The organism is Streptomyces sp. H39-C1 (assembly GCF_027158125.1).
Classification (GTDB): Bacteria; Actinomycetota; Actinomycetes; order Streptomycetales; family Streptomycetaceae; genus Actinacidiphila; species Actinacidiphila fildesensis.
Genome location: NZ_JAPVLS010000103.1, coordinates 1 through 17,639 on the forward strand (window position 1 = coordinate 1; position 17,639 = coordinate 17,639).

A 17,639-nucleotide genomic window follows, 5' to 3' on the forward strand; every position below is an offset into this window, starting at 1 on the left:
TCACGCCCCGACACCTGGACAACGACCATCATCTGCACTGGTCACGCTTCCGACGCCGCAGCCAAGCCCGCGCCCGCAGATGCCACTACCAACGCCGAGGCCACCACCCCCACATGCGGTTGCAGTACTAAGCACGACTACGACAGTGACTACGATGCTGCCGAGACGGCACGGCGAGCAGCCGCCAGAGCGGCAGCATCCTCGCCCATGCCGTCAAACTCACAGCAGGCATCGGAACGGCGGCCCTCACCGTCAACTCCGTCGCTGTAGCCGGCGCCGCCCCAGGGGCCGTGATCGGCGTCGGCGCCATCGGAACCGGTGTGAACGCCGCTTTCGCGATTGACGCCCGGGATCACGACGGTAGCTGTATGCCGTCCCACTGGTGGCTGTACCGAGGACGACAGTGGCCGTCGGAACGAGGACTCCTGCAACACCGGCCCGGCTTCACTAACCCAGACACATCCAAGCAGGCGAATGCGTTGCCACGGGCGCCTTCTGGTCGGTGGCTGGGCAGGTCTCGTTGGTCTTCACCGCTCCGAAGTCCAGCTTCGTGTCGACTGGCGCCGACGTCCCGGCGGCGGGCGTCTGAGTGCAGACCTGCCAGGCCGCGCTTGCAACCGGGCCAGCAAGCTCGCTAAAGCAGCGGGCCGGAATGTCGTCCCGGTCTTGACTGATGCGGCGGAGGGGGCCGCGATGTCGCCGGGCCCTTGTACTACCAAAGGGCGCCCGACGGACTGCGGGCCCAGTCGCAGATCGTTGGGGACTGCGCCGGCCAATCGCGTAGGAGGCCCGGAATCTGTTGCTCCATCTCCAGCCTCCGCCCTCCGCATTTTCGACGTCTTGTGAATTCCTGACAAGCCGCTCACACTGGAGGGGAGCTTGCGGCATGACACTAGGACCATTTCCCTGGGGACTAGTTGGGGACCACGCAGCATGCGCGATTCCGAACAACTGACGCGTTATGGCACGAAGTGCAGATACCGTTTGCCCTGTTTGCCGAGAGAATGAGCTGGCTGGGGGTCAAGGGGTCGCAGGTTCAAATCCTGTCGTCCCGACCAGCGTTTTCGCAGGTCGGAGGCCGTTTTCGCAGAAATGCGGAGGCGGCCTTTTCCGCGTTTCGGGGTCCGGTGGTCGCGTGGTGGTCGCAGTGCGGCGTGCCCCTTCGGCCGGCCCGCACCTCGTGGGTGCAATCGGCTCTGGGCGGTGCGGTCTTCAGGATGTTCATCCGGTTGTGGGCCCGGGGGTTGTGGTCGGGTTGTGGTCGCGGCCGCAGTTTGCGGCGGTTGCGGTTGGTGGTTCGGTCGCTTGCAGTGAGGGTGTGGTCGATGCTGTCGACGGCGTCGTGGGCGGCTTGTGCGGTGAGGTGGCTGTAGATGTTCGCGGTGGTGGAGAGTGTGGAGTGCCGCAGCGTTTTGGACACGACGGTCAGCGGGACGCCGGCGGTGATGGAGATCGTTGCGGCGAGGTGGCGTAGGTCGTGGAGGGTGGTGCGGGGGACATGGGCTTGGCGGCTGAGGTCGTGGAAGTGGTTGAGGACGTACCCGGGGTGCAGGGGCCGGCCGTCCGGTTGGTGGAAGACCAGGCCGCCGCGGAATGCGTTCTCGGATGACGGTGGTTTGTCGTGGGCGCGGCGTTGGAGGGCGCCGGCGACGCGTGGGGAGATGGCGACCCAGGTTTTGCTGGTGCGGGTCTTGGGCGCGGTGAGGACGAGCTGGTTGTTGTCGACGGCGGAGAGCGTGTAGCGGATGTAGAGGACGTCTTGGGACGGGTGTACGTCGTTCCAGTGCAGGCCGAGGGCTTCGCCTTTGCGGATGCCGGTGCCGATGAGGACTTCGACGAGGTCGGCCATGGGTGGGTCGGCGTGGCGGCAGAAGTCCAGGAAGCGGATGGCCTGGGGGACGGTCCAGATGGTGCGTTCCGCGGCGGCCGGGCGGGGGATGAGCGTGGGCCGGGCCGGGTTGTGGGTGAGGCGCTGGTGGCGGACGGCTTCGCCCAGAGCGCTGGAGAGGGTCGCGAGGCACCGATGGATGGTGACCTTGCCGCGGCCGGCGGCGAGTTGGGTGTGGACGAAGGCGGCGATGTGCTGGTGGCCGAGGTCGTCGAGGAGTACGTCGCCGAACGCCGGGATGAGGTCGTGCCGGGTGTAGTCGCGGTAGCGGGCGTAGGTGGTGGGTTTGAGGGTGAGTTCTTTGTCCTTGAGCCAGGCGGTGAGGTAGACGGTGAGGGTCTGGTTGGGGTCGGCGTCGAATCCGCCCTGGGCGCCGTCGAGGAGTCGGTGCAGGGCGGCGCGGGCGGTGTCCTGGGTGGGGAAGCCGCCGCGGCGCACGGTGTGCCGATGTCGGGTGGGGCTCGTGTGGTCGCTGGGCTGGTTGGGTTCGGTGGGGGAGGGGAGGTCGACGGCGAAGGTCCAGGAGCCGTGATCGGGGTCGGTGGTGAGCTGGGGGCAGTGGGCCCCGAGTTGCCTGCGGTTCTGGTCGCGGCAGCCGCACCGCCGGTAGACGCGGCCGCGGTGGACGGTGGAGCGCATGGTGATCGCTTCCAACGATTGAGTTGAACAGGGTTCGCGTCCATGATCGGTCTTCGCGCGGTCGCAAGGAATAGCCTGCGACCACCAGGCGACCACCAGGCGACCACCAGCTCCCCTGCTGGCCTCCTGACCTGAGCAGATCCCTTTACGGGGCGTCAAGGGGTCAAGCTTGCGAACCTATTTGCGCCGGGTAGGACAGCTTGCTCCACTCAGCCCCAGTGATTCGGACGGTTGGGCGGCCCCTGGATGTCGATGCCGTTCGGTACGTAGGTGTCGTGAGCCGGTGCGGCGTGCGGTTCGTCCGCGATGGTGCCCGGCTTCCCTGCGCGGCCTTACAGCGGAGTCCAGCGAGGGTCGGGCCCACAGTTAATGAGACATATGTTTGAATCAAGAATGCTTTTGCGCCATGTCTCAGCGTTGGCGGGTTGATCGCTTCTGGTTTCGCCGAAGATCCCTACGGTTGCTGGTCGGTCGTAGGGGGCGGGATGTTCAGGCATGCTCGGAAGACGCTTCTGGCGTTTGTGGTGCTCGCGCTGTTGGCGGTGAGTGGGGGGTCGCCCAGCTGGGCGCGAGCACGGCCGACACAGGCGAACGCGTTGCCGGCCATCGCGGAAGCAGCGAGTACCAGATCCGCGGCGGACCTTCCGAAGCCCCCGACGGCGATGTCTCTCGCCGAGCGGCGCAGTCAGTTGGCGTCCCAGCAGGCCCAGTTGTCACCCATGCGCGGCTACGCCGACCCGAGCACCAACAAGAACCTCAAGGCCCAGGCAAAGAAGCAGGCCCTCCAACCCCACGACCGCCCCGCGGCTCATGCGAGTACGGGTCCGGCCGTGGCCGCGCGGAAGCCCTCCCGCCCGGCCACGGCTGCCGCAGTCGCCGACCCCGCGTGGGTGTCGGCCTACGCCACTGCGTATCCGGCCTATCTGTCGATCGGCGGCCAGGCGAAGTTCGGTGCGGGCACGGCTGCTTCGTACAGCGGCTTGTGGCTTTATGTGATGGACCAGGCCGGCAAGCCGGTCTACCAGCAGGAGATCAAGAAGGCTACCGGCAACCCCCAGGGCAAATTCCTTGAGACCGGGGCGTGGTGCTACGGCTGGTGGGGGAGTAGCTCCTACCCGGCGGACCAGTGCTTTTGGTGGGCGTCGAACACGGCGGGCGGTCCCCTGCAGGACGGCAAGCAGTACTACGCCTGGATCTTCATGGAAGGCACCGACGGGTCGACCAGCCCGAACGGGACCACCTCCCCGCCGACCACGGCGTTCTACACGCCAGGTATTCCCGGAGCGCAGGTGGGCATCTGCACCTGCTACGCGCAGGCGCATCGTGCGGACCCGGTGAACACCGCGACGGGTACGTTCTTCGAGAGAGCTACGGACGCGACACTGATCGGCGCGGGCACGCCGCTGTCCCTCGACCGCTTCTACCGTTCGGACTCCGCCGCGGTGGGTCTGTTGGGCCGGGGCTGGTCCATGCCGTTCGACTCCCAGCTGACACTGGCCGCAAGTACCGCGTCCTTGCGTACCGCCGACGGCTCGCTGGTCGTCTTCCAGAAGCAGGGCAACGGGACATACGCCACTCCTGCCGGTGCCCATCTGGTCCTGGACGTGTCGGGGAGCACGTACACGGTGACGGCCGAGGACCACTCCCGCAGTGTCTTCAACAGCAGTGGCCAACTCACCGCGCTGCTGGACACGAGCGGCCACGGACTGACCTTGGCGTACGCCTCGGGCCGGCTGGCTTCCATCACTGACACGGCCGGCCGGAGCACCGCTTTCACCGTCGGTACCGACGGGCGGCTGAGCAAGGTGGCGCTGCCGGACGGCACCTTCGTGGGCTACACCTATACCGCGGGGCTGCTGACGACCGTCACCGATCCGGCGGGCAAGGCCACGACGTACGGGTACGACACCGGTCAGCGACTGAACAGCATCATCGACCCCATGGGCGGGAAGGTCGCCAACACCTACGACACGAGCGGTCGCGTCGTGACGCAGACCGATCCCAACGGCAAGAAGAGCAACTTCAGTTGGGACAACAGCCGTACCTCGAACACCACCGACGCCAACGGCGGGGTGTGGAGCGACGTCTACTCCGGCAACGTCCTGCTGCAGAGCACCGATCCGTACGGCAAGCAGGTCTCCTACGACTACGACCGCTACCTGCGCCCGGTGGCCATCACCGATCGACTCGGTAACACGACGTCGATGACGTACGACGGCGCCGGGCACATGCTCACCCGGCAGGCTCCCGCATCAGTGGGCTACAGCGAGAGCTGGACCTACGACCCGGCCGGCAACATGGAGAGCCACACCGACAGCCGCGGCAACACCACCAAGTACCACTACGTCGCCAACCAGCTGATGGACAGCACCGACCCCGCCGGCGGCAAGGCCGCATACACCTACACCTCGCTCGGCGCCCTCGAATCGGTGACCACCCCCCGAGGCAAGAAGACGACCTACGGGTACGACCCGGCAGGCAACCGGACATCGGTCACCACCCCCCTCGGGGAGATCAGCACCTTCCGCTACGACCCCGCAGGCCGGATCACGGCGAAGACCGACCCGCGCGGAAACGTCTCCGGCGCCGATCCTGCTGCCTTCACGACCACTTATGTGTATGACCCGCGCGGACCCCTGAAATCCGTCACGGACCCTCTCGGGCACCTCACGTCCTACGACTACGACGACGCCGGGATGCTCGCCTCGGTGACCGACGCCGCCTCCCACCTGACCTCCTACACCTGGGATCGGGCCGGAAACGTCCGCGCCGTCACCGACCCCGCCGGAAAGATCACCACCAACACCTACGATCCGGTCGGTAATCTCCAGACCGTCACCGACCCCCTCGGCAACACCACGACCTACACCTACGACAAGAACAATCACCTGCTCAGCACCCTCACACCGCGCGGGAACCTCCCCGGCGCCAACAAGGCCGCCTTCACCACCAGTTACGGCTACGACCCGAACGGCAACCGCACCAGCGTCACCGAGCCCGCCGGCGCGCTCACCACGACCGACTACGACGCGCTCAACCGTCCCGTCTCGGTGACCGACCCCCTCAAACACGTCACCAGGACCAGCTACGACGGCAACGACAACATCGCGGCGACCACGGACCCGCTGAACAAGGTCACGGCGTACACCTACACCAAGACCGACCTTCAGGACCGCAGGACCGACCCGCTGGGCAAGATCACGTCCTACGGCTACGACGCGGACGGCCACCGCACCACCCAGACGACACCGCTGGGCTTCACGACCAGCTGGTCCTACGACGCGGACGGGCGCACAGCCACCCAGGTCGACCCCCGCGGCAACGTCCCAAACGCGGACCCGACCAAGTTCACCACCACGTACCGCTATGACGAGGCCGGCAACACCACCAAAGTCACCGACCCCCTGGGCAAGATCACCACCACCGGGTACAACGCCCTGAACCAGGTCGAGACAGTTACCGACCCACTGGGCCACGTCACCAGGACCGGATACGACGAACTGGGTCGGATCAAGAAGGTCACCGGCCCCGATGGCGCGCCCACCAGCTACACCTACAACGTCACCGGCACCCTGGCGACCCGCACGGACCCCAACGGACACCCCACGACGTACGAGTACGACGACGCGGGTCGGCAGAAGAGCGTCACCGACCCGCTGGGGCGCAAGCAGAGCATCGGGCACGACGCGGACAGCAACACCACCACGGTGACCAATGCGCGCGGGACCACCGCGACTACCGTGTTCGACGGGCGGGGTCTGCCGTCCGGAACCACGTACAGCGACAGCACCGCAGCGATGGCCACCACCTACTACGCCAACGGCCAGCGCAAGACGCTGACCGATGCCACCGGCACCCGCACCTTCGGCTACGACGCGGCCGGCCGCTTGAAGACGGCGACGCCCGATCACGGTGGGGCCTTCGCCTACAGCTATGACGACGCGGGACAGCTGACCAATCGCACGTACCCGGACGGCAGGACGTACGCCTACGGCTACGACGCCGACGGCCGGCAGAGCACCATGAGTACCCCGGGCCCGGTCACGGCGGCCACCCTGGATCCCTCCAAGCTCCAAGGCATCGCGATCGCCGGAGACAGCACACAGACCCACGCGGTGGCGGTCGCCGACGGCAAGGTCTGGTACGCGCAGCAGAAAGCGGACGGCACCTGGCCGGTCTTTGAGGATCTGGCCCCCAAGACGGGCAGCAAGCCGGCCGTCAGCGCGGTGGCAGCGGCCTGGGTCAGCGGCGGTCTGCAAGTCACCATGGTCTCCGGCGGCAAGCTGTGGCACAGCGTCCGCAAGGCGGACGGGACCTGGAGCCCCTGGGGCGACGTCTTCGGCGCGGTCGGCAGCACCCTGACCAACCTCACCTACTCCTCCTTGACCTCCACCGCCTCCGGCCTGGAAATGGTCGCCATCGCCGACGGCAAGCTGTGGCACGCCATCCGCAAGCCCGACGGCACCTGGACCCCCTGGGGCAACGTCTTCGGCGCGGTCGGTAGCACCCTGGCCAACCCGTCCCGCATCACCGTGGCCGCGACACCGTCCGGGCTGGAACTGGTGGCCATTGCGGGCGGCAAGCTCTGGCACACCATCCGCAAACCGGATGCCACCTGGACAGCCTGGGGGGATGTCTTCGGGGCCGTCCACGGCACGCTGACCGACCCGACGCGCGTGACCGTCGCCTCGACCGCCTCCGGCCTGGAAGTCCTGACCGTCGCCTCCGGCAAACTCTGGCACGCCGTCCGCAAGACCGATGGCACCTGGACCACCTGGGGTGACGTCTTCGGCGCCGCCGGCGCCTTGACCGGCTTGACCGAGGCCACCGCGACCGCGGCGGGCACCGACCTGAAGGTCCTGGCCGGCGCCACCAGCCTGGTGGGCTACACCAAGCGCGCCACCAACGGCACCTGGATCAACCCCTGGCAGACCGCCGCCCCCGCCCCCGCCGTCACCACCTACGGCTACGACCCGGCTGGCAACCTCACCACCACAACACTGCCCGCCACCAACGGTTACACCGAACAACGCGGCTACGATCAGGACGGCCGTCTCGCCAGCATCGGCAGCACCAAAGCCGGCACTGCGCTGTCGAACTGGGCGCTGACGCTGGACGACGCCGGCCGACCCACCCGCGTCGACGCCACCCGCGCCGGCCAGCCAGCCGCCTCGCAGTACTACACCTACGACCCAGCCGGGCGCTTGTTGACCGAGTGCGCCGCGGCCACCCAGGCCGCGACCTGCCCCAGCCCGGCCACCGCCACCACCTACACCTACGACGGCGCGGGCAACCGCAAGACCCAGACCACCCCCACCGCGGTCACCGATTACACCTACGATGCCGCCGACCAGCTGAGCAGCGCGGTCACCGGCGCCACCACCCGCGCCTTCACGTACGACGCGGACGGCAACCAGACGGGTAGCGGCGGTGACACTCTCGCCTACGACGCCAACAACCGCCTCACCCAAGCCACCACCGGCGGAACGAGCTACACCTTTACCTACGACGCCGGGGGCAACCGCACCATCGCCTCCAAGGCCGGCACTCTGCAACGCACCACCGCCTGGGACCTCAACAACTCCCTCCCGCAGATCGCCACCGAGACCAACGGTTCCGGCGCCCTGATCGCGGACTACGCGTACAACCCCTTGGAGCAGATCCAGACCCAGCAGACAGCCGCGGACGCGTTCTTCTACCACCACGACGCCCTCGGCTCGGTCACCGACCTGACCAACTCCACCGGCGTCAACCAGTACCGCAACAGCTACACCGCCTACGGCGAACAGACCCAGACCAAACTCGCCGCCACCGCCCCGGCCGACCCGTTCGGCTACACCGGCCAATACAAGGAATCCACCCCCACCACCGCCGGCTACAACCTCCGCGCCCGCAACTACGACCCCATCATCGGCCGCTTCACCAGCCAGGACCCCATCCAACTGCGCACGGCCAGCCCCTACACCGCGGACTACACCTACGCGAACAACGGCCCCACCTACGCCACCGACCCCTCCGGCCGCAGCTGGTACGACCCGATTATGAGCCGCGTTGAGGCGTTTGGCGGCGGGCTCGTAGAGGGCGCGAAGCTCCCCTTCGTCTTCGTCGGCGACCTCGCTAACGCTGTCACAGGACGCAATGGTGGGGCGGGCGCCTTTGTCGACAAATACCTCCCGATCCGCCCCGCCTACCGCCTCTACCGCGCCGCTGAAATGCTCCGTCAGCAAGGCTGCGACGAACTCGCAGACCAGTACGACGCCGCCGGCGACCAACTCACCCAGCAGGTCGTCGTGGCTGGACTGGGCGGGTTGAAGGGATGGCAGAGGGACGCCGTTGGTGAAAACGGAGGGATAACGATGGGGAAGTCTGCTCACGTTATGCCCAAGCAATATCCCATCAGGGGTGGTGATCACAGCCCCTTCGCCAAAATCAAGACCCCTGAAGGGTGGTTCGACGTCGTCGTGCATGGGGATGAGGCCAACGGCTTCATCCGAGACCCAGGACTTCCGGGGACCAACATCTCGCCTGCCGAGTTGGCGCAGGAGGTCAGAGCTGCTGGATGGGACGGGGAGCCTGTGCGCCTGCTCGCGTGCCAGGCGGCTTGCGGAACGGGCGCCCAAGAACTCGCCAATGAACTCGGCACGCTGGTGCTGGCACCCATGCAGGACGTCCGAATTACCAACAGCGGCAAGGTGGTATTGTGGGACAAAAATGAGCGACCCGTAGAAGGAGATTGGATTCCATTTGAACCGAAGTGAGGGTGGCGATATGGACCTGAAGGCATTGGGTTACTGGAGATCGGAAAGTGTCGCCGGCCTCCCGGATGTCGCAGCGATGATGGATGTCGAGTGGGATGAATCGGAGCGCGAAATAGTGGCCGACTATCTCAATCAAGGACAGATCGTACGTCAATTCATGGGCGTTTCTCGATGCCGAGTCTGCAATGAGCCTAATGGCAATGCGGAACTAACAGACGGGGAATTCATCTGGCCTACCGGGCTTAGTCATTATCTGACAGCCCATGCGGTCAGGCTTCCTAGTGAATTCGTTATGCATGTCTTTCGCCGTCTTGCAGCGCTAGAGGAAGCGAAAGTCGACCACTCGTGGTGGAATGGACAAGGCGCCTAGTGTGTGCGTGTACGAACGGCTGCAAACTGTGATCTCGTGAGTTCCTCGGGACTCCGGTGCTGCAGCGAATTATAGCAAATTGCTATAACCGCCTTCAGTCTGATATATGGCCGATGGCCTCGGCTGACCGGGTTCATGAACCCGAGCCCAACAGTGCTCAGCGATGAGACTTCGCAGTAGACCGGGTTGATTCGTCGATCGGTGTGGTGACGTTGCCCCTGCCGATAACCTCATCCGTACAGGTCACGCAGCATGTTGGTACTCGTGGAGGATGCCGCCGAGTCGTTCGCGTCTACGTATGTCTAGGCGGTCGATCTGTTCTGGATCGGTGACGGGAACCGGCAGCGGGTGCAGTGGGCGGGCGTTGGCGATGCCCTGATGGGGCCGGTGGGAGTTGTAGTGCTCTTCGAACTCCCGTAGCGCGTGCAGTAAGTGTCGCTGGTTCCAGATCAAGGTGCGGTCCAGCAGTTCGCGCCGGCAGGTCTGCACCCACCGTTCCATGATCGAGTTCATCCGTGGCATCCGTACGCCGCTGAGCACCACGTCGACCCCCGCGTCCGCCAGGACGGCGTCGAACAGGGCGGGGAACTTCCCGTCACGGTCCCGGATCAGGAACCTGGCCCGACAGCCGGCGTCTTCGAGATCCATGACGAGGTTCTTCGCGGCTTGAATGACCCAGGTGGCTGTGGGGTGGGCGGTGGCGCCGAGAATCCGGATCCGCCGGCTGGCGTGCTCGATCACCGCGAACACGTACAGCCGCGCCCCGGACAAGGTGACCGTCTCCAGGAAGTCGCACGCCAGCAGGGCGTCGGCCTGGGAGCGCAGGAAGTCCGCCCACGTACTGGAAGCGCGTTCGGGCGCCGGGTCGATCCCGGCATCCTTCAGGATTTCCCAGACGGTGGAGGCACCCACCTTGATCCCGAGAACGAGGAGTTCACCGTGGATGCGGCGATATCCCCAGTGGGGATTCTCCCGTGCGAGCCGCAGGACCAGGGTGCGGATGGAGCGCACGGTGCGTGGCCTTCCCGGGCGCCTGGGCCGGGATCGGGCCGCGTGGCGGCGTGCGACCATGTCGCGGTGCCAGCGCAGCACCGTGTCCGGACGCACCACCACCCGTATCTTGGGCAGCGCCTCCGACGGCATCCGGTGCAGCAGGGCTGCCAGGAACGCGCGATCGTCCGGGGTGAACCGCACTCTGTCTTTGCCGAGTTGGCGCTGCAACACCGTGATCTGATGGCGCAACTCGAGGATCTCCGCGTCCTTGTCCCGGTCGCTCATCGGCAGCAGGCGGAGCATGGCGAAGGCGTTCATGACGGTCAGGTAAGCCAGTCGACACAGCACGCGATCATCATGGCGGGGCGGTGACCAACCGTGCGAGAGGCCCATTTTGTGCGCTGGTACCCGTGATCGCGCGCACCCCGTAAACCGGCTCCCACCAGGGCGGATGAGGTTATCGGCAGGGGCAGGGCGGGCGCGGCGGCCCGCAGGAGGTACCCCCGGCACTCTGAGCTCCCGACTTTGAGCCCCGGCACCGCCGATGGGCCCGGGCCGAGGACCGCATCCGTGTCGCCAGAGCCACCGGCCGCCGGTCGGGCCGTACGGATGACTTCCTTTGAAGTAATTCCGACAGACCGGCTGTGCCGACACGAGTGGTGAAGCCGGGCCGGGGCGCGGTTGCGGACACCGTCCCGGAAGAATTGGGCCATGCGTGCCGCCCGCCTGATCCGTATGGCCTTCCTCGTCCAGTTGAGCCCCGGTCTGACCGCCGTCGCTCTCGCCCGCGAGTTGGACGTCTCCGAGCGCACCGTGATCCGCGACGTCCAGGCGTCACCGTTCCTTTCAGCAACCAAGATCGCCGTCGGGCCGCGAGTGCAACCGGGCCGCGCGCTCGCTGAAGCTGCGGGCCCGGATGTTGCCCCGGCCTTGACGCGTGCGGCGAAGGCGGCCGCGATGTCGCCGGTGCCCTTGTACTACCAAAGGGTGCCCGACGGCCCTCGGGCCCTGTCGCAGATCGTTAGGGACTGCGCCGGCCAATCGCGTAGGAGGCCCCAGGTCCCCTTCTCCATCTCCAGCCTCCACCCTCCGCATTTTCGACGTCTTGTGAATTCCTGACAAGCCGCTCACACTGGAGGGGAGCTTGCGGCATGACGCTAGGACCATTTCCCTGGGGACTAGTTGGGGACCACACGGCATGGGCGATTCCGAACAACTGGCGCGTCTGGGGGTCAAGGGGTCGCAGGTTCAAATCCTGTCGTCCCGACCAGCGTTTTCGCAGGTCGGAGGCCGTTTTCGCAGAGATGCGGAGACGGCCTTTTCCGTGTTTGTGGCAGTGGTGGTCGCATTGTGATCGCGGCTCTTCGCCCCCTTCTCGAAGTGCGTCGGGCAACTCGGGTTCGGTCTGGGTTGATTGGCCAGGGCGAGGCAATTGCGGAGTTTGGGGTTGTGGTCGCCTCGTGGTCGTGGTCCCGCGATGAGGGTCGGGGTTGCTGTGCTGTCGTCGCTTCTGGTCAGGGTTGTGTCGATGGTCGTGACGGCTTCGCGGGCGGCTTGGGCGGTGAGGTGGCTGTAGATGTTGGCGGTGGTGGAGAGCGTTGAGTGGCGGAGAGTCTTGGAGACCACGGTGAGGGGGACGCCTGCGGTGATGGCGATGGTGGCGGTCAGGTGTCGCAGGTCGTGGATTCCGGTGCGGGGCACGCCTGCTTCCTTGCACAGGTAGTGGAAGTGGTTGAGGACGTATTCGGGGTGGAGGGGGCGGCCGTCGGGGCGGTGGAAGACGTACCCGCTGTGATCTGGCCGGCTCAGGGTTGGGGCGTCCTGGGCGCGGTTGCGGAGGGCGGTGGCGACGCGTGGGGAGAGGGCGACCCAGTTCCTGCTGCTGCGGGTTTTGGGTGTGGTCAGGACGAGGCGATTGTTGTCGATGGCGGAGAGCGTGTAGCGGACGAAGAGGGCCTGCTGGTTGAAGTGGACGTCGTTCCAGTGCAGCGCGAGCGCTTCTCCTTTGCGCATGCCGGTGCCGATGAGGACTTCGACGAGGTCGGCGAACAGCGGTTCTGCGGCGTGGCAGTGCCGCAGGAATCGCGAGGCTTCCTGGACAGTCCAGATGCGACGTTCTGCTGCCGCGGGACGGGGGATGATCGTGGGCCGGGCGGGGTTGGCGGGTAGCCGGTGGTGCCTGACGGCGTCACCCAGCGCGCTGGAGAGCGTGGCGAGGATGCGGTGAACGGTGACCCGGCCTCTGCCGCGGGCGAGCTCGGCGTGGACGAGGCCGGCGACATGGGGGTAGCCGAGGTCGTCGAGGGGCATCTCGCCGAGGGCGGGGATGAGATCTTGGGTGACGTACGTGCGGTAGCGGGCCATGGTCGTCGGTTTGAGAGCCAGGTCCTTGGCCTTGAGCCAGGCGTTCAGGTAGTCGCCGACGGTCTGGTTGGGGTCGGCGCTGAATCCGGAATTGTGTCCTTCGAGGAGCCGGCGCAGCGCGGTGCGGGCTGACTCCTCGGTGGAGTAGCCGCCACGGCGGATGGTGTGCCGGCCTGGGGCGGGGGAGGGGAGGTCGACGGCGAACGTCCAGGTGCCGTGACCCGGATCGGTGGCGAGCTGGGGGCAGTGTGCTCCGAGCTGGCGGTGTTGCTGGTTGCGGCAGCCGCAACGGCGGTAGACGCGGCCGTGGTCGGAGGCGGTGCGCATGGTGATCGCTTCCCGTGGTCGTACGGAAGCCGGCATATCCATTGTCGGCCGTCGGTGTTGAGGGCGGCGATCACCATGCGATCACATGGATACGGCAGGAGCCGTGACCTGCGGTGATCCCTTGACGTGTGCGTAAGTGCCGCAACCGAGGGTGAGTTCCTACCGACTGGTGATCGTGCCCGGTAGCCATCGATCCTCCGGATCCTGGCCAGTCTCGAACGTTCCATGCCCTCGCAGCACGCCTCAAGCCTACGTGCGACAGGCCGCGAGTTCGTCGTCTGATGCACTGGGCAGGGCCGCGCCGCGATACCGGCCACCGCTCGCACCCTCGCCGAGTAGGTCAGCCGTTTCGCCGACCCCGGCAAGGCGCAGCAGATCATCGGGCAGGCCAAAACGGCGATCCTTACCGCCCGCCGCAGGCCGCCAAAACGGTGTTGTCAAGGTCCATCAGTGCGAACGGGCCGAGGTGGGCAGGCGCAAGAGGAACACCTGATCGGCTAGGCGTGCGCTGTGGCCGTGGTGGCCTGGATGGGCAGGTTGCCGTCTCGCAGGCGCCGCCCGCCGCGTCCGTTGTCCACCGCGACGAGCTCGGCGAGGATGGATAGGGCGCTCTCCGCGAGGGATGCTCCGCCGAGGTCGAGGCCCGCGGGGCCGGTCAGGCGGTCCAGTCCGGGGGCGTCGGACAGGCGGCGCAGGCGCCCAGCGTGGGTGGCCCGGCTGCCGAGCCCGGCGACGTACCCCGCGGAGCCTGCCAGAGCGGCGCGGAGGGCGCGGTCGTCAATGCGCGGGTCGTGACTGAGTGTGACGACCGGCGTCGCGTGCGCCGAGCGGGTGGCGGGCGATCCACTTGTCGGGCCAGGCACGGACGACTGCGACGGTATCGGGGAAGGCCCCGGAGGCGACATGGCCGGGCCGCGGGTCGAGGACGACGACTCTGCGGTGCAGTGGCCGGGCCAGGGTGGCCAGGACAGCGGCGAGATCCGTCGCGCCGATCAGCAGCAGCTGCGGCCGGCTTGCCAGCTCCTCGGTGAACGCGGGTCCCTCGTAGGGCAGTTGGCCTGGGGTGGTGGCTGTCGACCGGGGGTAGGGCGGCAGCAGCCCGACCCGGACCGCGAGTGGGCGGTCCTCGGCCAGGGCCGCGGTGATGGCGGAGTGCACCGGCTCGGGTGGCGCGGGCGTGATGAGAACCTGCATTTCGCCCGCGCAGGCCGGAGCGCTCTCCCAGGGCAGGAGGTGTTCCCCGGGCGCCACAGCGGTCACATGGGGCGCGGCCCCGGCCAGGACGGCGCGGGCCGCGTCCAGGATGATGCCCTCGACGCAGCCGCCCGACAGCGAGCCGCGCCACGTTCCGTCCCCGGCGACGGCCATGGTGGCCCCGAGTGGCCGTGATCCTGGGCCGTCGCGGCCGACCAGGCGGGCCAGCACGACGGGCCGGCCCGCGCGGCGGTGGGCGTCGACGCAGGGCCACACTTCGCGTAGCACGTGTACCTCTTGTCTGTTCAGGTCCCGGGCCGGAGCTGCGACGGTATTGGTCCGGGAGGCGCGCCGCGCCGCGTTGCCGTCTTTCCGCAGGTCAGGGCCCTCTCGGGTCGGGGTTCATTTGATTCGTTGCAAACCATGGCGGTGATTTGGAGCGCCGACGCTGGGTGATGCCCGCGATGGGGTGTTGGGCGGGCAGTGCCGGCGGCGTTGCGGGCGGCTGACTGCAGGCGGGAGCATCGCCGCCATCCGAGCTTCGACCCGGCGACAACGCGACGACAGGCCCGAGTGCCGGGGGTGACCGGGCATCTGCGCGCGGCGGTCTCGTACGCCCTACGTGCTGGACCGCACCGGCCGTGACCAGCTACTGGACGGCAGCCCCTCGCAGTCCTGATCACGGCTGGCTGGAGGCGGCCCGCGCCGCGTCGTGATGCAGCCGGGCGTGGAGTGCGGCGGCGAAGTCCTGTGCCTGGGACAGCTGGACTCGGAGCCTTTCTACCTGCTCGGTGGCGGTCTGTTCGTACGTGCGCACGCGTTCGAGCAACGCTTCCCGTTCGCGGGCGTCCGGCGCGCCGTCCGCGTCGAGGCGGTCGGTGGCATCCAGCAGGTCGCGCATCTGATCGAGGGCGAAGCCGAGCGGCTTCATGCGGCGGATGACCATGAGGCGGGCGACGTCGCTCTCGGTGTAGAGGCGGAAGCCACCCTGGGAGCGTGCCGAAGGGGTGACCAGTCCGGTCTCCTCGTAGTGACGGATGGTGCGCAGGGAGAGTTCGGTGCGGGCCGCGACCTCGCCGATCTGCATGTGCTCGCTGCTCACCCGGTGCGCCCTCTCGCGGCTGTACGGCGGCTTGTGTGGCCGTCCTCGATCTCTACTCTAACGTTAGGGTAGAGTTCCTTCCGGTTGAGGACCCCACGTCCTCCTCTCCCTGGTGCGGGCCCGCAGCCCGCGCCGTCCACCGTGCCGGACCGACGACGCTCCCGGCGATGACCACCGAGCCCGTAAGAGCGCGCGCATCGCTCGGGCGCCGTACGGGCTCTCCGGCCCGGATGTGTCTTCCCGCACGCTCGCCTGGAGTGTGCCCGAGTACGACAGGCATTCCTCCTTGTCCTCCTCCGCACTGTTCGCGATCGCACGTCGACGCGTGGCGCGACCGTCCTGGCTGTCGCCGAAGGTCTTCCGCACCGAAGTCCTGGCCGGCCTGGTGGTCGCACTCGCCCTGATCCCGGAGGCGATCTCCTTCTCGGTCATCGCCGGGGTCGACCCGGCGATCGGTCTCTTCGCCTCGTTCACGATGGCAGTCACCATCGCGTTCGTCGGCGGCCGCCCCGCGATGATCTCGGCCGCGACCGGCGCGGTCGCACTGGTCATCGCGCCGCTCAACCGGGAGCACGGCTTCGGCTACCTGGTTGCGGCCGTGATCCTGGCAGGCGTCCTTCAGATCGTGCTCGGCGCGCTCGGGGTCGCGAAGCTCATGCGGTTCGTGCCGCGCTCGGTGATGGTCGGCTTCGTCAATTCCCTCGCGATCCTGATCTTCATGGCCCAGGTTCCCGAGATGCACGACGTGCCGTGGGCCGTCTACCCGCTGCTCATCGGCGGACTCGCCCTGATGGTGTTCTTTCCCAAGGTCACGAAGGTGATCCCGGCGCCACTCGTCTCCATCGTCATCCTGACCGTCATCACTGTCGCCGCCGGAATCGCCGTGCCGACCGTCGGCGACAAGGGCGCGCTGCCGTCCTCCCTTCCGGTACCGGGCCTACCCGATGTGCCGTTCACGGTGGACACCCTCACCACCGTCGCTCCCTACGCGCTCGCGATGGCGCTGGTCGGACTGATGGAGTCGCTGATGACCGCCAAACTGGTCGACGAGATCACCGACACGCACTCCTCGAAGACCCGTGAGTCCATCGGGCAGGGCATCGCGAACATCGTCACCGGGTTCTTCGGCGGGATGGGCGGCTGCGCGATGATCGGCCAGACGATGATCAATGTGAAGGTGTCCGGTGCCCGCACCCGCCTGTCGACGTTCCTGGCCGGCGCCTTCCTGATGGTGCTGTGCGTCGTCTTCGGGCCGGTCGTCTCCGCCATCCCCATGGCCGCGCTGGTCGCCGTGATGGTGATGGTGTCCTTTGCGACCTTCGACTGGCACTCCATCGCCCCCAAGACGCTCAAGAGGATGCCCGCCGGTGAGATCGCCGTCATGGTGATCACCGTCGGCTGCGTGGTCACCACCCATAACCTCGCCATCGGTGTCGTCGTCGGCTCGATCACCGCCATGGTCATCTTCGCCAAGCGCGTCGCCCACCTCGCCGAAGTCACCGCCGTGACCGATCCGGACGGCACGACGGCGGTCTACCGGGTCACCGGCGAGCTGTTCTTCGCGTCCTCCAACGATCTCGTCGGCCAGTTCAACTACGTCACCGACCCGGACAAGGTCGTCATCGATCTCTCCGCCGCCCACATCTGGGACGCCTCTACCGTCGCGGCCCTGGACGCCATCGAGAGCAAGTATGAGCAGCGCGGCAAGAGCGTGGAGATCACCGGCCTGAACAAGCCCAGCTCCGACTTGCACGGCAAGCTCACCGGCGAACTCGTCGGCCACTGACCCGGACCGGCCAGGAAGAGGGGCCGGCCGCCGGGACCTCGCCGTCGGTGACGGTCGCCCGTCCGCTCGCCGAGGCGATCCCCCGCCGCTCGCCGCGGAGATCTTCTGGTGCGCGGCAGGTACGGCCCCCCGGTTCCTGACCAGCATGGTGCCGGCCTGCGGTGCGGGATTCTTGACGATTTCCTGACGGTCCCTGTCGACTTCCTGACGTAAGCTCT

9 protein-coding genes are annotated in these 17,639 nt (G+C 67.3%); 3 read left to right on the forward strand and 6 right to left on the reverse strand.

Going from position 1 to position 17,639, the window contains the following annotated elements; translation table 11 throughout:
* Positions 1-1,036 precede the first annotated feature (1,036 nt).
* Positions 1,037-2,542 (reverse strand): tyrosine-type recombinase/integrase, encoded by a 1,506-nt coding sequence (locus O3W51_RS40695; protein WP_269288838.1) that lies wholly within the window; start codon positions 2,540-2,542, stop codon positions 1,037-1,039.
* A 647-nt stretch (positions 2,543-3,189) separates the two neighbouring features.
* On the opposite strand from O3W51_RS40695, the gene O3W51_RS40700 reads away from it, so the two are divergent.
* Positions 3,190-9,285, forward strand: a complete 6,096-nt coding sequence (locus O3W51_RS40700; protein WP_198359042.1) for a DUF6531 domain-containing protein — start codon at positions 3,190-3,192, stop codon at positions 9,283-9,285.
* 10 nt (positions 9,286-9,295) lie between these two features.
* Entirely contained in the window at positions 9,296-9,655 is a 360-nt protein-coding gene (locus O3W51_RS40705) for a hypothetical protein (protein WP_198359041.1), read from the forward strand.
* Between the two features lie 243 nt (positions 9,656-9,898).
* On the opposite strand, the gene O3W51_RS40710 is transcribed toward O3W51_RS40705, so the two are convergent.
* The 5 genes from O3W51_RS40710 to O3W51_RS40730 form a co-directional block, all read right to left on the reverse strand.
* A complete protein-coding gene (locus tag O3W51_RS40710; protein ID WP_269288839.1) occupies positions 9,899-10,996 on the reverse strand; it encodes an integrase core domain-containing protein in 1,098 nt (365 codons plus the stop codon).
* A 900-nt stretch (positions 10,997-11,896) separates the two neighbouring features.
* Positions 11,897-13,339: a tyrosine-type recombinase/integrase gene (locus O3W51_RS40720; protein WP_198359039.1), complete on the reverse strand. Its 1,443-nt coding sequence runs from the start codon at positions 13,337-13,339 to the stop codon at positions 11,897-11,899.
* 497 nt (positions 13,340-13,836) lie between these two features.
* The gene (locus O3W51_RS49095) at positions 13,837-14,202 is read right to left on the reverse strand and encodes an XdhC family protein (RefSeq protein WP_198359038.1); all 366 of its coding nucleotides are present in this window, start codon (positions 14,200-14,202) and stop codon (positions 13,837-13,839) included.
* Positions 14,117-14,821 (reverse strand): XdhC family protein, encoded by a 705-nt coding sequence (locus O3W51_RS40725; RefSeq protein ID WP_198359037.1) that lies wholly within the window; start codon positions 14,819-14,821, stop codon positions 14,117-14,119. Before O3W51_RS40725 ends, O3W51_RS49095 begins: the two co-directional genes overlap by 86 nt.
* A 391-nt stretch (positions 14,822-15,212) precedes the next feature.
* Complete coding sequence (locus O3W51_RS40730; RefSeq protein ID WP_198359075.1) at positions 15,213-15,620, reverse strand: MerR family transcriptional regulator; 408 nt, start codon at positions 15,618-15,620, stop codon at positions 15,213-15,215.
* A 301-nt stretch (positions 15,621-15,921) separates the two neighbouring features.
* Between O3W51_RS40730 and O3W51_RS40735 the strand changes: the two genes are divergently transcribed.
* Positions 15,922-17,421, forward strand: a complete 1,500-nt coding sequence (locus tag O3W51_RS40735; RefSeq protein ID WP_198359036.1) for a SulP family inorganic anion transporter — start codon at positions 15,922-15,924, stop codon at positions 17,419-17,421.
* Positions 17,422-17,639 lie beyond the last annotated feature (218 nt).